Source organism: Haladaptatus pallidirubidus, from assembly GCF_020700235.1.
In the GTDB taxonomy this organism is placed as follows: domain Archaea; phylum Halobacteriota; class Halobacteria; order Halobacteriales; family Haladaptataceae; genus Haladaptatus; species Haladaptatus pallidirubidus.
Genome location: NZ_CP085302.1, coordinates 141,770 through 158,949 on the forward strand (window position 1 = coordinate 141,770; position 17,180 = coordinate 158,949).

The window sequence follows — 17,180 nt, forward strand, 5'->3', positions numbered from 1 at the left end:
GGTCCGAGCCGACGAGTCAGCATCTGGATATCGTCCCCGTCATCTGTTAGGACGGGCGTGACAAATAGGAAGGATTGATTTGTCGGATAGACATTAACTTGATGAGCCAGAACGGTCTTTACTAGATTCAACGGTTTAGGTGCTTGTGGCGAGCGAGACAAACGCGAACGGGGAAACGGGGAAACTTGTCGTGGGAACATTCTTGACACTCGATGGAGTGATGCAGGCACCAAGAGGTCCGGACGAGGACCGTGACGGTGGCTTCGACCATGGTGGGTGGTCGGTCAACTACTGGGATGAAAAGATGGGCGAGGTCATGGACGGTCAGTTTGCAGAGACTGACGCGTTGCTGCTCGGCAGAAAAACGTACGAGATCTTCGCTGCGCATTGGCCTAATGTCGATGCGGAGGACGACCCCGCGGCGGAGAAACTGAACAGTATGCCCAAGTACGTCGCCTCCAGAACCCTCGACGGTGTGGAGTGGAGCAACTCATCGCTCCTCACAGGAGACGTCCGGAGGCTGTTGCTGATCTCAAGAAGGATCAAGGTGATACGATTCTGATACAGGCAGTCAAAATTTAATTCAGACACTGCTCGCCCACGATCTCATCGACGAGTTCTGGCTCTGGACATTCCCAGTGGTGTGGAGGAGGGGAAACGATTGTTCGAGGAGGGAACAATTCCTGCAGCCCTTGAACTGACGAAGGCGGAGACATCGAGTACAGGAGTTCAAATGCTTCGATACGAGCGATCGGGAGAGATTGAGCGTGGCTCATTCGCATTAGATGACGTACCGGAGTGAGTCTCGGTACTGACGCGAGCCCATCACCAGTATAACCGGAGCAAAATAGTAGCCCCCACGTGCTGTGTATTCAGTACAAGCTAGCCACTGCATTAGCCAGAGCGGCCAATTTCAAGTCTCATCATTCGTTACGAAGACCGATGATAGTCAGTGCGCTTGGAGTTTTCTTTTCGCTGACGCACGAGAAACTTTTGTGCACTATTTATAGGCACCAAGCAAGATGGCAGATATGTCAGTTTAGGATGGCCGATAGATTTGAGAAGGTTGCTCGTGTTACTCTGTCAAGACTGAAATGAGAGTGCTCGCGTTCTTACTGCTGTGGGTTGGGAGAGGAGTATTAGTCTGGGGACTCTGTTTGATTGGCAGTCTGTTTCTCATTGTCTGGTGGTTACAGGTTGATAGTCGAGTTCTCCGGAAAAAAGCCAATAAACAGTTAAGAACCGCATATCAAGATACTGAATTTACAAAGAGTGAGTTTATACAGATTACGGATCGGGAATACATTCGCCGGTTATTGAGGTCACATGATGGTGAGATGTACCAGACGGAAATCGTCGAATCAACCAATTGGTCAAAAACGAAAGTAAGCGTGAAACTTTCGGAGATGCAATCAGATGGGGAGATCACAAAGATTCGTCTTGGCCGTGAAAATCTAGTTGTGCTACCGGGAAGTGAGCCAGAGATCATCTCCGAGCAAAACAGTAGGACGGGACAGAATCATTAGCGGCGTCACATCACACTTGAGACGCCGTCACAAACTCAAAGAACCCTATCTTGGAAAATAAAATTTCTAACATGTATATGAATGACGAATCGACCTAATCGACCTCAGATAGCACGCAATTCTATCTCAAAAGCAAAAGCGTACTGGAGTTCCCCATGATAGATCAGCGCTCTCTCTCTCCAGCACGAAGCCGATTTTCTGCTGCCTAATAAGCGGAAGTGGAACGACTCCGGGACCCCGGATCAATCTGTGCGCATTTTGTGGTATTAGTCTTCCATACCCCAATGTTTCAGGACTTGCTCGGCCTGGACAAGGGTGCCGCGACCCGGCAGAGCCTTCTGGCCGTTGAAGTGACATGACGAGCGTCTCGGTGGAGATGATGACGATGATGTGGGTGTTGATAATGCTCAACCATATCATCCACAGTACTTCGTCGTGATCATGTGGATGTCTGGATCGAGCGACCTGTTTCCTTTTTTAGGTACGTCGAAAGGGAGAGTAAATCCGACTCATCTAGTCCGAACGCATCGACCTGGTTATGCTCGGTAACATTGGTCATCTCGAGCGCCCGTGCTTGGTTGATCCCAAAGGGTATCTGTGGGATAGGATCAACTGCGTACAACCCTATCCGAGTAAGGTGATCCGGTACTGAGAAAATTTTGACTGGCGTGCCCTCCGCTTGATAGAGCATCTGCGTCACTTCCCTAAACGTGAGGACTTCTGGCCCGCCGAGATTGTATGCCTTACCGACGTGCTTCTCATCTTCGAGCGCGTCAGCGGTTATCGTTGCGATGTCCCTGACCCAGATCGGTTGGAACGTTGGGTGGCTTCCCCCGTCCGGAAGAATCGTTACGTAAGGTGTTGTGTACTTTTTGACGAATGCGAATGTTTCACTTCCCTCGCCGAAAATAAACGAAGGACGGAGCACAACCCAATCGAGATTCGAATATTCGACGACCATATCACCGAGTCCTTGTGTTCGCCAGTAGGCAATCGGACTGTCTATTTCCGCCCCTAACGAACTCATTTCGACGTATCGATCGACATCGTGTTGGCTCGCCGCGTGGGCAGCGTTTACCGCACCACCGATACAAACTGTATCGTGAAATGTTCCGGGTCGAGGTTCGTTCAGTGGCGGAAGTGCAGTGAGGTTCACCGCGGCGTCTTTTCCCTCATATGCGTCGACGATTGAATTATAATCGGTCACGTCACCGGTCGTCGTCTCAACCTCATCGGGGAGAACCGTTGAGTCGGGAGAACGAGAGAGGGAGGTGACTGTGTGACCACGATCGACAAGTTCAGCACAGAGATGTCGTCCGACAAATCCGTCACCGCCGGTTACGAGAATATTCATTCTTCGTTCCCCCTGGAGGATATTGGTGAAGAGGTATCCTCCGCCACGTCTGATTTGGTCGATGAATTGGTTTTAGCATGAGCTCCTTTTGTATTTCGCCATCGCGAGAGGGCAGCGCTGATAAACGTGACCAGTGAAAGTCCGACGACGAGCAATTGTTTAGGATGCGTCGTCGCCCAGAGCAGGTAACTGCGACTCCGAGCGCGCTCGTCGAACTCCCCGTGCGCACCATAATCTTCCCCATCATCGACTGGTTCCCAGAGATTATACGCTCTGTCGGGGTTTTCGGTTTCATCAGTCATCTGTGAACCCCATCCGGATTGGGCTAACTTACGATCAAGTCGGCGAGGGATGATTCGATTCCCGAGTATTGCTTTCATAGTCGAACGTCCAACCCACAGTTCGTCGCGGTCGTGGTGGGCTGCCCAGACGATGGCGTCGGCCGCGACTTCGGGTTGATATATTGGAGGAACGGGCTGTGGTTTGTTCGGGAGATGACTCTTGACCCATTCGAACTGTGGCGTGTTGAGCGCTGGCATCTGAACCATCGACAATTGGATGTCGCTCTCCTCGTGAATCAGCTCTGTCCGTACTGACTCGGTGAATCCCTGGATGGCGTGTTTCGAGCCACAGTACGCCGACTGTAGCGGAATCCCGCGATAGGCGAGTGCCGATCCGACCTGGATGATCGTCCCTTCGTCGCGTGGAATCATTCGGTCGAGTGCGGTCTGTGTTCCGTACACACAGCCAAGATACGTGGTCTCGGTTACTCGTCGATACTCGTCGGCTTCCATGTCTTTCGCTGGCGAGAAAACCGAGGTCATCGCATTGTTCACCCAGATGTCGATCGAGCCGAATTCGTCCTCAACGGCGTCTGCTGCTGCTTCAACCTGCTCTGGGTCGGCGACATCGGTTGACACCACGAGCGCCTCGCTACCAGCATCCTCGACATCCTGACGGGCAGCCTCGAGCCCTGCTTCTCCGCGGGCGAGGAGTCCAATGTGTGCACCCTGTTCGGCGAACGCACGAGCAGTTGCTCGGCCAACGCCGGCCGATGCTCCTGTAATCACGACGACTTCCGGTTTGTTTTTCGTATTCATGTGGATTGTCTCCATATATTCGTATTAGACGATGTACTGTGGCCACCACTCCCCGTACTCGTCCCGAATCGTCCCCTGCGGGATACTGACGAGGATCAGCAACGCACCGACGACAACGCCGTTTAGTGCCGCGATCATCGGCGCGCCGAACAGCCACGGTGCTGCAATGGCCCATGCACCAAGTGGTATATTGATGAATCTGATTGCGCGTGCAGGTTCGGCCGTGGCGATCACAGCGAACGAGACAGCTAATGCACCCACGAGGTGACTGCTATCAGCGATTGATCCTTGCGTCCCGAAGATGGTCGGCGAAAGCATCAACCAGAATCCGAGCGCCATTCCCCCGAGGAGGTACCAGGGGATCGAGATGCCCCAGAACATTCCTGCGGGCCGATCACGATCCGCTCGTGTTTCACCCGAGATGCCAGCGTCGTCTTCGGAGAGATGGCCACCCATCCAGAACGCATGCCAGAGCGACACGCCCTCGGTCATACGGCGCTTGAGCAGCTGCATCATCGCGACCACTTCGTCGATAGAGAGCGAAATCATCCATAGCATGCCGAACGCCGAGAGTAGACACAGGGTGCACCACGTTCCGACGAGAATTGGTTGGAAGATGACTAACAGAATCTGCACGAATCCGAGCGGGATGACCACGATCCCGAAAAACGTCACCATCCACGGCATCGTCCGCCACCGGCTCTTATCACCCATGAACCCCATGAGCGACTCGAGCGCGTACGCGACAGCACCCAGACCAGCGTCTGATACGGGGAACGCCTCCGAGACGCGAGAATTGAGTATCTGCATGGTTCCGGTCCCGAAGACGGGGTCCCAGGCGAAGTTGATATACCCGAGTTGAAACGCTGCCATGTAGCGGGAGATGAAAAACCCGAAGAGACCCAGTGCAATGATTGGCGCGCGTTGGGCTGCCGTCGAAGGGTTGTATGACCAACCCGATGGGACAGCCGCGCCCTTCATTTCCATGCGCATCATGATGATGATCGAGAACGTGATCACCAGAATGCCCACCAAACTATCGTTTAGATACGCAGCAGCCGTTGGTGCGTGGAACACGAGTGGTGCCATCAACAGCCAGAGTCCTACGAAGCCATTCGCGTACGATGCCCAGGGGTTGTTCCGAACGAGCGTCAGCCCACTTAGTCCGATGAGCACGAGACCGGTGATGATGTCGCTCCAGGTCATCAATACACTCTCATATCCAAGAGAGAACGGACTGAAAATCAACCAGAGACCGAGCGAGATGACGCCGTATTGTATCCACGACTCTTTGAGTGGATGCCGGAGCATCATCTCTCCCGGCTCTTGCATCTCTTGGTCTGTCTTCTCGTCCTGCAGATCCTGTTCATCCGCTACGGCTGATTGATGGTCTTGATTGTCAGTCACGGTTACTCACGCTCGTTTTGTGATCGTGTCGTGGCATCGGTCGACAAATCGCGCTCAACAGTCGAATCTGTTCCAATGGCGTTTGGTTTCGGTTGATTTTCTCCCCTGGTCTCCCCGAGGTAGAGCGCGCTGGTAATAAGTCCGAGATGGCTGAACGCCTGTGGGTAATTGCCGAGAAGGATTCCTGTTTCTGGATCGACTTCTTCGGCGAGATGGCCGAGGGGACTTACATGTTGTAATACGTTCTGGAAGACCGTCGCTGCCTCCTCATCTCGGCCGGAGAGGGCAAGCGCATTAACTAACCAGAACGAACACAGGACGAACGTCCCTTCCTCACCGGGAAGTCCGTCATCGCCTTCGTAGCGATCAACTAGTCCATCGCTGATCATCAGTCGGTCGAGCGTCGCATCGATCGTCGCTTGAATGCGAGAATCGTCGGCCGGAAGGAAGCCCACGACGGGGATGAGAAGATTCGTCGCGTCGAGCGTGTCTTCGTCGCGAAACGCACGAACGAAACTGTTTGCTTTTTCGCTATAGCCCTTTTCTATAACGGCTTCTTTGATGGCTCGCCGACTCTCTTCCCAACGGTCGACAGGGCCATCGAGTTCTGTTTCCTCGACGATTTTGAGCCCCCGATCCACTGCAACCCAGCACATTACCTTCGAGTAAACAAAGTGGTGCTGGTCAGTTCGAACTTCCCAAATCCCAGCACCGGGTTCTTGCCATGCCTCACACACGTAGTTGATCAGTTTCTTTATCGCCTCCCAGTCCTGTTCGTCGATGGTTGCCCCGTAACGGGTAGTTTCGTAGATCCCGTAAATTAGCTCGCCATAAACGTCCAGTTGGGTCTGATCCGCCGCCGCGTTACCAATTCGGACGGGAGCAGAGCGGCGGTAGCCAGAGAGATGATCGAGCGTCCGCTCATCTGGGACGGATCCACCGTGCACTCCGTAGACCGGATGGATATCTCCGGGGTCACCACGCGAGCAGTGATCCAAACAGAGATCGAAATACGCTTTCGCTTCACTCAGGTGTCCCAGTTCAGTAAGTGCTCGCACCGTGGAGGCAGCGTCACGAATCCAGTTGTATCGATAGTCCCAGTTTCGTACGCCACCAATATCTTCAGGGAGTGAGGTCGTCGGAGCCGCACAGATCGCCCCAGTCTCGTGATTAATTAGTAATTTGAGAGTCAGTGCTGATCGCACGACGATCTGGTGCCACTGTTCAGCAACCGGACACGATTCAGTGGTCGAACATTCGTGTGCCCAGTCCCGCCAGGAGCGGATCAAGTCGTCCCGTATCTCCCGATGGTTCGCCGGCTCGATCGGGAGCTCGTGATCGTAACCGAGAATGAACCACTCTGTTTCTCCTTCGGTAAGCGTGACTGTAGCGCTCGCACCGTGGGTTGAGGCTTGTAGCGGAATCGTGCTTGAGAGAAACACTTCTTCGTCAGTTCCCGTAGCGACGACCCCGTGTCGTGCTGGTTCGACAGTCGGCACGAATCGAGCGTAATCGAGGCGCGGCTCGAAGTCAACCTGGAGGTCGATCTGCCCACTTTCGCATGTGATGTGCCGATAAATCGCTTGGTTGGGCGTTCGACTCGTCTGGGCAATCTTCGGAACAGGCATGAAATCGGTGACCGTTGCCTGACCTGACGCTGTTCGAAAGCGAGTTTGGAGGACATTCGTTCGGTCGATGTACTCCTGAACCGCCTCGAACGACGCCGTCGGTTGGATCGTGAAGTAACCACCTCGATGACTATCGAGAATTCGAGCAAAGATGCTCGGCGAATCGACGTACGGGAAACAACACCAGTCGATCGCCCCGTCTCGACCGACGAGAGCCACTGTTTCTAGATTGCCGATAATACCGTAGTCTTCGAGGGGTTTGTACTCCATAGGTGTTGTATAAATATTCTCGATTGTGTTCAAGCCAGTTTACTGATTCACTCGAATTGCCAGCGTTTCATGTGAGCTGGTAATAGTGGATAGTAGCGCTATGCCATCAGGTTTCGACAACTTTCGGCACACTCCCGGAGCACGTCGGCACAGACCTGGCAGTGGTCGGCATCGTGTTGGTCACATTCCTCTGCGCATTCTTCGGCCACACCCGCATTAATCTCCGCCAGCTCGGGACTGTAGCTGGAATCACGTGCCATGAAGCGGGCGTGCAGGGATGCGATGTCCGCGACGTCCCGACAGAGCCGAAGACAGCGAGCCATCGATTCGCCTTCGTCAGCGCACGCGTCAGCGCACCACTCGCACACTTCGGCGGCTTCGTTACAGAGTTCGATGCACTCGCGCTCTTCCTCGCTTAGGTGGTCGATCTTGGAAACGGTTTCTGAAAGCGACATTGCCTTCTTACATATGGTAGACTGGCTTTTGCCAGTGGTGGCTAACATTTCAAAGCCGGAAAGGCCGACCTCCTCTGTAATCGGTGATTGACCCCGTAGAGCCAAGCGACGGACAATCCGAATCGCGATCATTGATTTCCAGAGATCCCCTCAATCGAAAATTTGTGTCTTATCTACCTTGTATTCTAAATTTTCCCGCCAATTTTGTTTACGAGAGGTGGATCGATACCCACTAAGTTGACAGCCTCGAAGGAACAGTTTGCTCAGGCTCTTTACCGTGAGCGTCGAAGCATATGCTATTAGACGTGCTGGCGGTAGACATAAAAAACGCAGGAATACTGAGCAGGATCACTAATATTCTAAATGTTGCCAGCGCATACTTCACGTACGACGAGTTCCGGTAGCCAAAATACGTGACACCCGTTTTGAAGTAATACAATCACGTAGAACAAACTGCTCAAACTGTTCTAGCAGATCAATGTGTACCTGGGAGTGTTTCATTGCAATCAGTCAGATTTGCCTTCTTCGGCAATCTGTTTTTATGCCAGATGCACTCGCCAGCGTGGAGGACGCGTTAGACATCCCTGACGACGCAGACAATGAGGAAATCGCCGACGCTGTCGCACACTACCGAGAGCATCATCCCGTAATGAATCGATTGGCTGGTGCTCGCGAGGTCTACATCGAAAGTGAGCACACGACCGGCAATAGCCAACCCTCACAGACAGTCCGAAACGTCATGCAGGCGGTCAACGAAGGGAAACGATGCCTGCTCGTCTCGCGGGAACAGACAGCTAGACGTGTCCATACAACGCTCCTCAAGGAACCGAAGGGCTGTCACAAGAACCATTCCGTCGATGGCGAACAACGCTTCTACACGCTCACGGGAGACGTAGCGATCGACGGCGAGATCATAACTCGTCCTGGGAGCAGCGACAACGTCTGGGTGTATGAAGAGAGCAGTGGGGAGTATGTCCTCCGTGACGACAACAGAACAGAGCACGCTCGCTTCGAGAACGCTGAGGCGATCTTCGAGGATGCTACTGCCTACCCGATGGGCGGCGACCGATCGATAAAAGCGCCGATCATTCCCGACTATGACACGGACATGCTGGACATCATCGTCGTCAAAGAAGACGCAAAGACGCCAGCAGACTTGTTCCTCTACCGATCTGATGGCGACCATGTCCCGCTGGATATGCTTGCTACCGACGACGGGGAAGCTATCCAGACGATCGCTGACGACGAACACAGCCACGAGGAACCCGAGTCAGAAGATGACGGCGGAGATATCGTTGACGCCCTCCGTTAATTGACGTCGAGCAGGTCGCGCATCTTTGCGACGTTCTCGTCACTCACTGCATCACTTTTCGACGCCAGCAAGACGAGCGCTTTCTTGATTTTCTCCTGATCGTCCAACTGATTCTCGACTGTTTCAAGCCGATTCTCTACAGCTGCTACCCGCGCTGCTGTCTCGGTAGTTGGCGGTGGACTGAGCGCCGTGTCAGTCGTCTCGATGAACTCCTCGGCGAACTCGGTAAGTCGCCAGATCCGTGCTGGGCGGCCACCACCAGCGGGGTATTCTCGCTCCTCTGTGTCCTCGATCAGTCCCCACTCTTCCATCGTTACCAAGTGGTGATTAGCACTTCCTGTTGGCACGTCAGCACGCTCGCGAAGAATGGATGTGTTCAACTCGCTTTCATCTGCATTGGCGAACGCAGCAAGGATGCTCCGGCGGTGCTGGCTCCCCTGGTTGAGCTTCCGCTCGATAGTGTCCATCTGTGCACCCCTGTCCTCGTCGTCATGGTCAGATGTATCAGCTGGCATGAGTAGTCACAAGCAAGGATAACGGAGTGAGGAAACTATAATATTACGATTGTACCAAGTTGGTTTACCTAGGCCGAAGGAAGAGCTATGGGAACCAACCAATGGGCAAAAACTAGCGAAGCCGGGCTATCAGAGAGAATCATCAGAAACTGGAAACAAGTGTGTACGACACAACGCAGGGGGCTGGCACCCCCCGAATACAGAGTAGAATGAACCACCGAGAACCACAGACGAATCCAGGACAGCTGGAGCCAGTTGGCACCCCCAATCTATCACGAAGCAGATGATACTCAACACACGCGAAAAGGGGCACCCCAACAGACTACCAGCAGAGGTATCTGAGGTAATACGACGGAGCAGACAGCCAGGAGCAATAGCACCCGGACAGTCTACCAAAGTGAATCCTCGACGACAACCAGGACACGAAGAATGGGACAGTCCACTATCCAGAACAACCGGGAAGAAGAACATCGAAAGAGGAGACAGTCAGGCCGTGCCGAACCCAGAGAAGAACAGCAGAGTGACGAAAGGAGACAGTCCGACAGTGTGACGAGCAGAACCACGAAAAAGAGCGTACTGGCAGCAGGGACAGCTAGACAGCACTGGCGGCAAGCCGCCATGAGTAGTACTGGGCAGTGTACCGCACAGCGAGGAGACCGCAACAGCACAGCAATAGCACAATGACAGCCGAAGTGGAATGACGACCAACACAAGCGAGTGTGACCGTGATACCCTTGAGCCAGTGATAGCCGAGAAGAGTGGACAGTCTGGCCTGCCAGGATATACTGAGAAAGCCGCGAAGCGACTATGAGGGGTGCCAGTATCCGCACTGGAGTGGGGTGCCGATGAGCGACACGCAATCAACCAGTCTTGGTACACTAGTTGAGGTGCCAAGCAGCACGCACTTACGGAATGCCCGTGTGACGGCAGAGGTGGGGTGCCACATGGGCGCCATACTGGGGTGTCAACAGGAGAGCGACCGTCTTCCATAGAACGCACGAGGAGGCGGCAGTGAACAGCACTGCCAGACTGTCCACAGGACGTCAGGGGACCGCGCCTGAGCCGGTACAGGGCAGCATTTTGGACTGTCCAAGACTGAGCAGTACAGTAGAGATAAGCAGGCTAGAGCCCGGTGGACTGTCCTCTGAGTACTAGCAGGAGTAAGTCATATCTAGCGGCGGTGGGACTGTCAAGCGAGCGCTGTTACAACGGAACTCTGGTGTGTCACCAGCGGGACTGGCAGGAGCTTAGGCTGACTGTCTGTCCGGTGGAAAAGCAGAGGAAACCTGGTGTGTTTCAGCTGGGTGGGCACCCCTTCAGGTTTCATTCTATCGAGATAGAGTGAGCCTAGGTGGACGCCGAGTAATCTTAGAGACCTACCGATTGGGGAGTAGCGTGACTGTATTGGCGTACCGATACGTCAGTCATGGTCATCGCCGGTCAGTGGCTCGATCTGCAGACTATCTGGGGACACCGTCACCCGACAGCCAATGTATTCGAAAGTAACCGTTGGGCCAGAGATGGCTTCGGGGGTGTTTTCAAAGAGTGAATCCAACGCAACTGGATCAGTCCAGTTAGAGAGTGATTCTATCTTTGTGGCAGGCTGATGCAGTGCGTCGGCCATCGCCGACACCACGGCCATACTTGGCGGCTGACTGTAGTGTTGTTTGAAGACCGGTTCTATGTTGACGTCGGGTGGATATGAGTGGTCTTTCATTGATGATTAAAACAGCGATTGCGATTCAGAATCGTGATCTTCAGTCTGATCATCAAGTTTAGCGAATTGGGAGCGTATCATTTGCTGCAGCAAGATAACGAGTGTGTTATCAGCCCCTTCAGCGAAGATCGCTTGTTCTTTGTGGACGCCTGCATCGGACTTCTCCCCAAGTGTTCCGATCATAACGGCTTCACGGTCAGCGAATACGAGACGGCCAACGTTCTCCCCATCGACCGGAAGGTTAAGCCAGTTCGTCTGTGGTTCCCACAAGGTAACCTCTGGAGCATGTTCTCGAACGAATCCTTCGACAGTCGGATCAGCAGTCCCAAGGTAGACGTCTACACCGCGGTCGGCAGCTTGCTTGATACGGGAAAAACACCCGGCCTCAAGGAGACCAGTTGCCGTGAACATTAGGAAGAGTTCTTCGTCGGCCTCCTCACAAAGTGATTGGCCACACGAGACCGTCTTCTCTCGACCATCGATTGTCCAGATGTCTGCATCCTTTGGCGTGTCCGTCAGGGTCGCTCTGAAGTTTGAACCGAGCTCGGAGTGCATCCATGGAACACGAAGGAGTGGGTGACCCTCATAGACGACCGTTTCTTCGTCCGTATTATACTCGATGAGCCCTGCCTCCTGCAGATGTGGGAGATGAACGTGCTGGAGGGACTGGAGAACCTGCTCGACGTCCTCTGGTGGCCCGCCTCGTTGAGTCGAAGCGATGTCGTGTGCCAGCGTCTGGAGTTTGATCGGATGATATTGATGGCTGAGTACGTCGAGAATGGTTCGACGACGGGCATCTGCGAGCGCCCGAAAGAGTACATCGAGAGATGCGCTCTCCGCAGATACGTTATCCGTGATGGCTGCGAGGATATCGACATCCTGATAGGCTGGATGGTTGGTGAGTTCGACAGTGGTATCAGTGGTATTTTGCCGAATCAATCCCGCGGTGTCCAACTTCGGCAAATGGACGTGATGGATGGCGGTCAGTGTCTGCTTGCGTTCTTCGTTGGTCACTTGCTCCAGTGAGTGGTTTTTGTTGGCTGCCAGGCTGGTAGCGAGTTCATCTCGCGTTATAGACGCAGGAGCGTGGTCGTGAATGTATCCTAGAAGGTGGCGTCGCTCGCTACTTGCTAAGCATGAAAAGAGGGCGTTCAGGGAGCCGCCTCCCTTTTCAAGTCTGCCGTTCTTCTGACTCATTCTAAAGTAGGTTGCGAAGAGTATGAATAAACATTCGGGCTGAATAATCAGCTTGTATTTCGATACTGTACAAATTCGTCGGGAGTGGCGACCCGATGTCCGCACGGACTGAGAGAGACCCGCAACGGGCTAGACACCGTTATAGGCCCAACAACCCGCTGACAGTGGGGACACCGGTACTCAGCCATCATTGTTCGGTAGCCTCCTCGACGCGGAGCGACCCGCCGCAGTCGCCACAACTGTAGTTCTCAGGCTGTTTGACGACCTTCGAGCGCCAATAGCGTGCGAACCGTTCGTTACAATCCTCGCAAATCACCCACCAGTTTGGCGATTTGAACCGCTCACAGTACTGTGAGGTGTCGAGCGCCTCGGTTCACCGGTCGAACGTTCGCCCGTGGTTCGCCTCGCCGAACTCGTGGTATTGCTAGGCGTAGTTCAATTCGTGGCGCATGGTCGAACAGAACTGGTTCCAGCTGTAGTATCTGAGTGTTTCAGGAGGTTAGCCAGAGGATATTTGGGAACACCCTTCTGAGAGAGCAATAAGAGGAAATAATGGGGCAACCAGACGAAACCGAGCTGTACTATCCACACGAAGATCGATCACTGAGCCAAGCAGCCCTGAGTGCGTTGGACGAGACGCACGAGACAGCACTGAGAGACGCTGATTTCACTCTCTATGATCATATTGACCCTGACGCGCTCGATTCGTTGTTCCAAGCCGATGCCGATGCGCCAATCACTGTTACATTTGCGGTTGAAGAGTATGATGTGACGATTTGGGGCGATGTGGGAATTCACATCCACGTTCAAGATGACGGAGAGGATGCTCCCGGAAGAGATGAGACGTAACTCAGGCATTGATGGGAGAAATTAGATAGATTACGTGGGAGAGAATGATAATTCGTTTCAACGTGATTTTCTATTAAGTAGTCGCAGATAGGGTAGATCTAGAGGAACGATATTATGTTCGTGTCTCCATTCCTAAATCGGGGAAGGAGATCAAGGTAATGAGCGTGTTAGCAGAGTTCATCATTCCAGCAAACGAGTTTGTCTTGGCAGATACATTGTTGACTGTGCCGGAGATGTATATTGAAATCCAACGAGTCGTTACTGGAGAGCAGCATGTGACGCCGTATTTTTGGGCAAGTGGTGGAGATTTCACCACGTTTGAACGGGCGATCCGACAGGATTCGACGGTTCAAGAGGTACTCACCCTCGAAAATCATGACGATAACAAACGATTTTATCGTGTAGTGTGGCAGTCACAGTCTCCCAGTCTTCTCTCTGCACTTTCAGAAGCTAAAGCGACGATCATTGAAGCAGTGAGCGAAAAGGGCGAGATTTGGGAAATGAAGATACTGTTTCCGTCACATGAGACGCTTTCTCGATTTCATGACTTTTGTCTTGAACATGAGATTGACTTTGAGGTTGAACATATTTATCATGCAGAGAACCCGCAAGAAGCGGAATATGGAGTAACTGTTGATCAACAAGAAGCACTGGTGGCGGCGTTCCATGCTGGATTTTTCCGTGTACCTCGCGATAACTCACTGACGGAGCTAGCGGATGAACTTGGTATTTCTCGAAATGCACTGTCCGCGCGACTTCGTCGGGGGCAGCATAACCTTCTCTCACATACTTTGATTCACGACGAAGAGGCCGGTGAGTAGCCGGGTATATGCGCAAACGATTCTCTAGTACTCTACTTATAAACACTGGGAGAGCGACCACACTGGATACTTCTTTATGTGAACAGTAGCGCTGATGTCGGCTTCAATGGGACTATGACATCGAATACAAGAAAAACAGACACGGGAGAACAGAGAATGGAAGAGGACGATACTTTTGTTTACAATATAGAGGATGGAGAGTCAATTTCAGAAGCGATTCTGACCGCTGTCAGCTCTATTTCTGGTGTCGAAGTAACAAACTTAGAGCCGCTCTATACCGTTATTGATCCCGATGCGTTGAACGCACTCTTTGGCTCCTATAGCGATGGAACACCCCGAGATGGCAAGGGAATTGTTGTCTTTTCGTATGAATCGTACCAGGTGACGGTTCAGCCCGATCAAACCATTCTCGTGTCCGAGCCAAAAACGTAGACAGCTGGGGATTGATTTTACTACGTAGCGTACATCAGAGTCACTCGAAACCAGCCCGATCAGTGACCGTTGCCCTCCTCGACACGAATCGACCCACCGCACTCACTATAGTTGTACTGTTCGGGGTTGCGCGCGTTTTGAGCATCGATACCGGGCACCCCGACCACCGCAGTCCTCGCAGACGAGCCACCACTTGGGTACAGTGAATCGCTCACAGTGCTGCGAGGTGGCGAGAGTGTCCATCCATCGGGTGAACATTGCGCCGTGGTCAGCTTCGCCGAACTCGTGATACTGCCAGGCGTGAATGAGTTCGTGGCGCACGGTCGCACTGAATTGCTCCCACCCGTGTTGTTCGTAGGCCGCCCATGTGAGCGCAATCGTGATCGCCTCCGTTGTAGGGTCGTACTTCGTGACGCCTGCCTGTCGTTGCGCTCGGTGTGAGACCTCCAGTCGATTGTTTCGACCGGCAGATCGGGAAGTGCTCGGCGACGATATCGGCCGCGTGCTGTTGGTGTCTCAAGAGTATCGTCGGTCGTTGCAACCCGTATTTTCCGTGAGCGGTCGCTGGTCGGTGATCTCCGAGATCGTCAATTGGCGTACCACGGATAAAAAAGGCTGAAGCGGTGGTTAGTTCGGCAGTTCCTTCCGTCCTGTTCTCACGCACGGCCAGCACGGAAAACCACCGAGACCGTCGCAGTCGCAATCTTCTGGTTGGGCATTGTTGTCGTCCTCGGAGGGGAAGGTGTCGAGCGGCCCGTCGTCGGTTGCGGTTTCGACGGCGGCCATGTGTTTGCAAAAGGCGTTGCGGTGGACGTGATGCAGGCACGTACACGCCATCAGGTCCTCGGTTACGTCGTCGATGGAGACGGTGTACTGGTGGTCTGCGGGATTCTCGTGGCTCTCATTGGCGACTTCAACGAGTCCGGGGGCATCATATTGGCGGTGATCGAAATCGTACTTCCATCCTAATAGTTGATACTCTAGTCCAGGATTGAGTTTACTGGAGTCAACTGAACATTCCCATACTATGTTGCTGCAAACATAGATTGCGCACTAGCTCCACACCACGGTCCTCATCTCTCAATGTTCATTTAGTGAAAAGATTATTAAGAATGTCCGATGTGGTCTACTTGTTATGCGTGCAGCTGTCCTCGAAGAATATCAAGAACCGCTCGCGATTCACGACGTCGATGCCCCCAATCCAGAGGCCGAGGGTGTAGTCGTTGAGATGGAAGCATGTGGTATCTGTCGCAGTGACTGGCACGGATGGCAAGGTGATTGGGACTGGCTTGGCATCCAGCCCCCGAAGGGACAAATTCTCGGGCATGAACCTGCTGGTACAGTTGTGGAAGTTGGTGACGACGTTGAGAACATCACGGAAGGCGATCGAGTAACCATCCCGTTCAATATAGGTGATGGAACGTGTCATCAGTGTCGAACAGGGCACGGAAACACCTGTGAAAACGTGATGCCATTGGGATTTGCCGAGCCTGTCCAAGGAGCATTTGCAGAACAACTACATGTTCCAGCAGCTGATCATAACGTCGTCCAATTACCGGGTAGCGTTTCAGCAGTTGACATGGCAGGGCTCGGATGCCGATTTATGACCTCATTCCACGCGCTTGCCCACCAAGCAGATATTAATGCAGGAGACTGGGTCGCTGTTCACGGTTGTGGTGGGGTTGGCCTTTCAGCCGTTCACATCGCTGATGCACTCGGTGCAAATGTCGTTGCAGTTGATCTCGGTGATGAGAAGTTAGACAAAGCACGCGAACTCGGAGCGGTTGAAACGGTCAACGCAAGCGATGCTGACGATACTCCGGAAGCCGTGCAGGCGCTCGCTGGTGGTGGTGTTGACGTCTCGGTGGATGCGCTCGGTATTGAAACCACGTGTCGAAATTCCGTGATGAGTCTCGGTACCCGTGGTCAACATGTCCAAATCGGGTTGAGTACCCAAGATGAGCAGGGGACGGTTGCGCTGCCAACAGATATGATGGTCATGAATGAGATCGAATTTGTCGGGTCGCTTGGAATGCCTCCGACGCGGTATAATGAAATCTTCCGCATGGTGGAGACAGGGAAACTCGACCCAAGTGCTGTGGTTTCAGAAACTGTTTCACTCGACGATGTTTCTGATCGACTCGCATCAATGAGCGATTTCGAGACAATGGGTATTCCCGTCATCGATGAGTTTGCATGACTCGTTTCAAGTAATGAACTACCATTCTTTTTCTTAGCGCCACGAGCTGTCGTCCGGCAATAAGTCGTACCTCTTCCTGCTATTTTGGCCACTACCGCTACGGTGACAGCTTTAGTGGTACTTCGGTAGGATTGATGCCTTCAGTAGCGGCTTTGGTGGGTTCAGCGATTAGGTGTGGCTGCATATGGGCAAGTGGTGGCCGTCAGTACTTCAGTGTCGCACCAATTGCTACATTCACACTCTCTGTGAGCGTCCGCCCTATTACAACGTTGTAACTGACCATCCATTGACGACAAACGAGAATCGTATGATAGAACAGATGTCGATATCGACACTGGACTTGACGGGATACCGAGCCGATCCGTGTACGTGGCTTTCGTGATGCCCGTAAAAACAC

The 17,180-nt window shown here is 53.1% G+C and carries 15 protein-coding genes and 2 pseudogenes; 7 read left to right on the top strand and 10 right to left on the bottom strand.

The window, feature by feature from the left end:
- Window positions 1–145: 145 nt before the first annotated feature.
- Together LIX15_RS21535 and LIX15_RS33740 are read left to right on the top strand one after the other, a co-directional pair.
- Window positions 146–802, top strand: a pseudogene (locus LIX15_RS21535) (dihydrofolate reductase family protein).
- A 292-nt stretch (window positions 803–1,094) separates the two neighbouring features.
- The gene (locus LIX15_RS33740; protein ID WP_425556756.1) at window positions 1,095–1,526 is read left to right on the top strand and encodes a helix-turn-helix transcriptional regulator; all 432 of its coding nucleotides are present in this window, start codon (window positions 1,095–1,097) and stop codon (window positions 1,524–1,526) included.
- A gap of 439 nt (window positions 1,527–1,965) precedes the next feature.
- Here the strand turns inward: LIX15_RS33740 and LIX15_RS21540 are convergent, their stop codons facing one another.
- The 5 genes from LIX15_RS21540 to LIX15_RS21560 form a co-directional block, all read right to left on the bottom strand.
- Window positions 1,966–2,880: an NAD(P)H-binding protein gene (locus tag LIX15_RS21540; protein WP_227777406.1), complete on the bottom strand. Its 915-nt coding sequence runs from the start codon at window positions 2,878–2,880 to the stop codon at window positions 1,966–1,968.
- Window positions 2,877–3,980 carry an SDR family oxidoreductase gene (locus tag LIX15_RS21545; RefSeq protein WP_227777407.1) on the bottom strand — a complete coding sequence of 368 codons (1,104 nt, stop codon included), beginning with the start codon at window positions 3,978–3,980 and terminating at the stop codon, window positions 2,877–2,879. Before LIX15_RS21545 ends, LIX15_RS21540 begins: the two co-directional genes overlap by 4 nt.
- A gap of 24 nt (window positions 3,981–4,004) precedes the next feature.
- Window positions 4,005–5,387 (bottom strand): vitamin K epoxide reductase family protein, encoded by a 1,383-nt coding sequence (locus LIX15_RS21550; RefSeq protein ID WP_227777408.1) that lies wholly within the window; start codon window positions 5,385–5,387, stop codon window positions 4,005–4,007.
- A 2-nt stretch (window positions 5,388–5,389) separates the two neighbouring features.
- Window positions 5,390–7,285 (bottom strand): glycoside hydrolase family 15 protein, encoded by a 1,896-nt coding sequence (locus LIX15_RS21555; RefSeq protein ID WP_227777409.1) that lies wholly within the window; start codon window positions 7,283–7,285, stop codon window positions 5,390–5,392.
- A gap of 98 nt (window positions 7,286–7,383) precedes the next feature.
- Window positions 7,384–7,740 carry a four-helix bundle copper-binding protein gene (locus LIX15_RS21560; protein ID WP_227777410.1) on the bottom strand — a complete coding sequence of 119 codons (357 nt, stop codon included), beginning with the start codon at window positions 7,738–7,740 and terminating at the stop codon, window positions 7,384–7,386.
- 541 nt (window positions 7,741–8,281) lie between these two features.
- On the opposite strand from LIX15_RS21560, the gene LIX15_RS21565 reads away from it, so the two are divergent.
- Window positions 8,282–9,052: a hypothetical protein gene (locus tag LIX15_RS21565; RefSeq protein ID WP_227777411.1), complete on the top strand. Its 771-nt coding sequence runs from the start codon at window positions 8,282–8,284 to the stop codon at window positions 9,050–9,052.
- Here the strand turns inward: LIX15_RS21565 and LIX15_RS21570 are convergent.
- The 3 genes from LIX15_RS21570 to LIX15_RS21580 form a co-directional block, all read right to left on the bottom strand.
- On the bottom strand, window positions 9,049–9,567 hold the full coding sequence (locus LIX15_RS21570) for a helix-turn-helix domain-containing protein (protein ID WP_227777412.1): 519 nt from the start codon (window positions 9,565–9,567) through the stop codon (window positions 9,049–9,051). The genes LIX15_RS21565 and LIX15_RS21570 overlap by 4 nt on opposite strands.
- Before the next feature lie 1,420 nt (window positions 9,568–10,987).
- Window positions 10,988–11,284: a HalOD1 output domain-containing protein gene (locus LIX15_RS21575; RefSeq protein WP_227777413.1), complete on the bottom strand. Its 297-nt coding sequence runs from the start codon at window positions 11,282–11,284 to the stop codon at window positions 10,988–10,990.
- Between the two features lie 6 nt (window positions 11,285–11,290).
- On the bottom strand, window positions 11,291–12,481 hold the full coding sequence (locus LIX15_RS21580; protein WP_227777414.1) for a DUF7344 domain-containing protein: 1,191 nt from the start codon (window positions 12,479–12,481) through the stop codon (window positions 11,291–11,293).
- A 552-nt stretch (window positions 12,482–13,033) separates the two neighbouring features.
- Here LIX15_RS21580 and LIX15_RS21585 point away from each other — a divergent pair.
- The 3 genes from LIX15_RS21585 (at window position 13,034) to ddfA (ending at window position 14,583) form a co-directional block, all read left to right on the top strand.
- Complete coding sequence (locus tag LIX15_RS21585; protein WP_227777415.1) at window positions 13,034–13,330, top strand: HalOD1 output domain-containing protein; 297 nt, start codon at window positions 13,034–13,036, stop codon at window positions 13,328–13,330.
- Window positions 13,331–13,488: 158 nt separating this feature from the next.
- Complete coding sequence (locus tag LIX15_RS21590) at window positions 13,489–14,151, top strand: helix-turn-helix domain-containing protein (protein ID WP_227777416.1); 663 nt, start codon at window positions 13,489–13,491, stop codon at window positions 14,149–14,151.
- Between the two features lie 156 nt (window positions 14,152–14,307).
- The gene (ddfA, locus tag LIX15_RS21595; RefSeq protein WP_227777417.1) at window positions 14,308–14,583 is read left to right on the top strand and encodes a DdfA family disk-determining factor; all 276 of its coding nucleotides are present in this window, start codon (window positions 14,308–14,310) and stop codon (window positions 14,581–14,583) included.
- A gap of 282 nt (window positions 14,584–14,865) precedes the next feature.
- Here ddfA and LIX15_RS32905 read toward each other — a convergent pair.
- Together LIX15_RS32905 and LIX15_RS21605 are read right to left on the bottom strand one after the other, a co-directional pair.
- Window positions 14,866–15,078, bottom strand: a pseudogene (locus LIX15_RS32905) (SprT-like domain-containing protein); the annotation flags it as partial.
- A gap of 132 nt (window positions 15,079–15,210) precedes the next feature.
- A complete protein-coding gene (locus tag LIX15_RS21605; RefSeq protein ID WP_227777418.1) occupies window positions 15,211–15,420 on the bottom strand; it encodes an SWIM zinc finger family protein in 210 nt (69 codons plus the stop codon).
- 298 nt (window positions 15,421–15,718) lie between these two features.
- Here LIX15_RS21605 and LIX15_RS21610 point away from each other — a divergent pair, with 298 nt between their 5' ends.
- A complete protein-coding gene (locus LIX15_RS21610) occupies window positions 15,719–16,783 on the top strand; it encodes a zinc-dependent alcohol dehydrogenase family protein (RefSeq protein WP_227777419.1) in 1,065 nt (354 codons plus the stop codon).
- The last annotated feature ends 397 nt before the right edge of the window (window positions 16,784–17,180 follow it).

Excerpts from the sequence above, each read along its gene's own strand:
- LIX15_RS33740 (WP_425556756.1), top strand. The coding sequence starts at position 1,095 with ATGAGAGTGCTCGCGTTCTTACTGCTGTGGGTTGGGAGAGGAGTATTA.
- LIX15_RS21540 (WP_227777406.1), bottom strand. The coding sequence starts at position 2,880 with ATGAATATTCTCGTAACCGGCGGTGACGGATTTGTCGGACGACATCTC.
- LIX15_RS21545 (WP_227777407.1), bottom strand. The coding sequence starts at position 3,980 with ATGAATACGAAAAACAAACCGGAAGTCGTCGTGATTACAGGAGCATCG.
- LIX15_RS21555 (WP_227777409.1), bottom strand. The coding sequence starts at position 7,285 with ATGGAGTACAAACCCCTCGAAGACTACGGTATTATCGGCAATCTAGAA.
- LIX15_RS21560 (WP_227777410.1), bottom strand. The coding sequence starts at position 7,740 with ATGTCGCTTTCAGAAACCGTTTCCAAGATCGACCACCTAAGCGAGGAA.
- LIX15_RS21565 (WP_227777411.1), top strand. The coding sequence starts at position 8,282 with ATGCCAGATGCACTCGCCAGCGTGGAGGACGCGTTAGACATCCCTGAC.
- LIX15_RS21570 (WP_227777412.1), bottom strand. The coding sequence starts at position 9,567 with ATGCCAGCTGATACATCTGACCATGACGACGAGGACAGGGGTGCACAG.
- LIX15_RS21575 (WP_227777413.1), bottom strand. The coding sequence starts at position 11,284 with ATGAAAGACCACTCATATCCACCCGACGTCAACATAGAACCGGTCTTC.
- LIX15_RS21580 (WP_227777414.1), bottom strand. The coding sequence starts at position 12,481 with ATGAGTCAGAAGAACGGCAGACTTGAAAAGGGAGGCGGCTCCCTGAAC.
- LIX15_RS21585 (WP_227777415.1), top strand. The coding sequence starts at position 13,034 with ATGGGGCAACCAGACGAAACCGAGCTGTACTATCCACACGAAGATCGA.
- LIX15_RS21590 (WP_227777416.1), top strand. The coding sequence starts at position 13,489 with ATGAGCGTGTTAGCAGAGTTCATCATTCCAGCAAACGAGTTTGTCTTG.
- ddfA (WP_227777417.1), top strand. The coding sequence starts at position 14,308 with ATGGAAGAGGACGATACTTTTGTTTACAATATAGAGGATGGAGAGTCA.
- LIX15_RS21605 (WP_227777418.1), bottom strand. The coding sequence starts at position 15,420 with ATGGCGTGTACGTGCCTGCATCACGTCCACCGCAACGCCTTTTGCAAA.
- LIX15_RS21610 (WP_227777419.1), top strand. The coding sequence starts at position 15,719 with ATGCGTGCAGCTGTCCTCGAAGAATATCAAGAACCGCTCGCGATTCAC.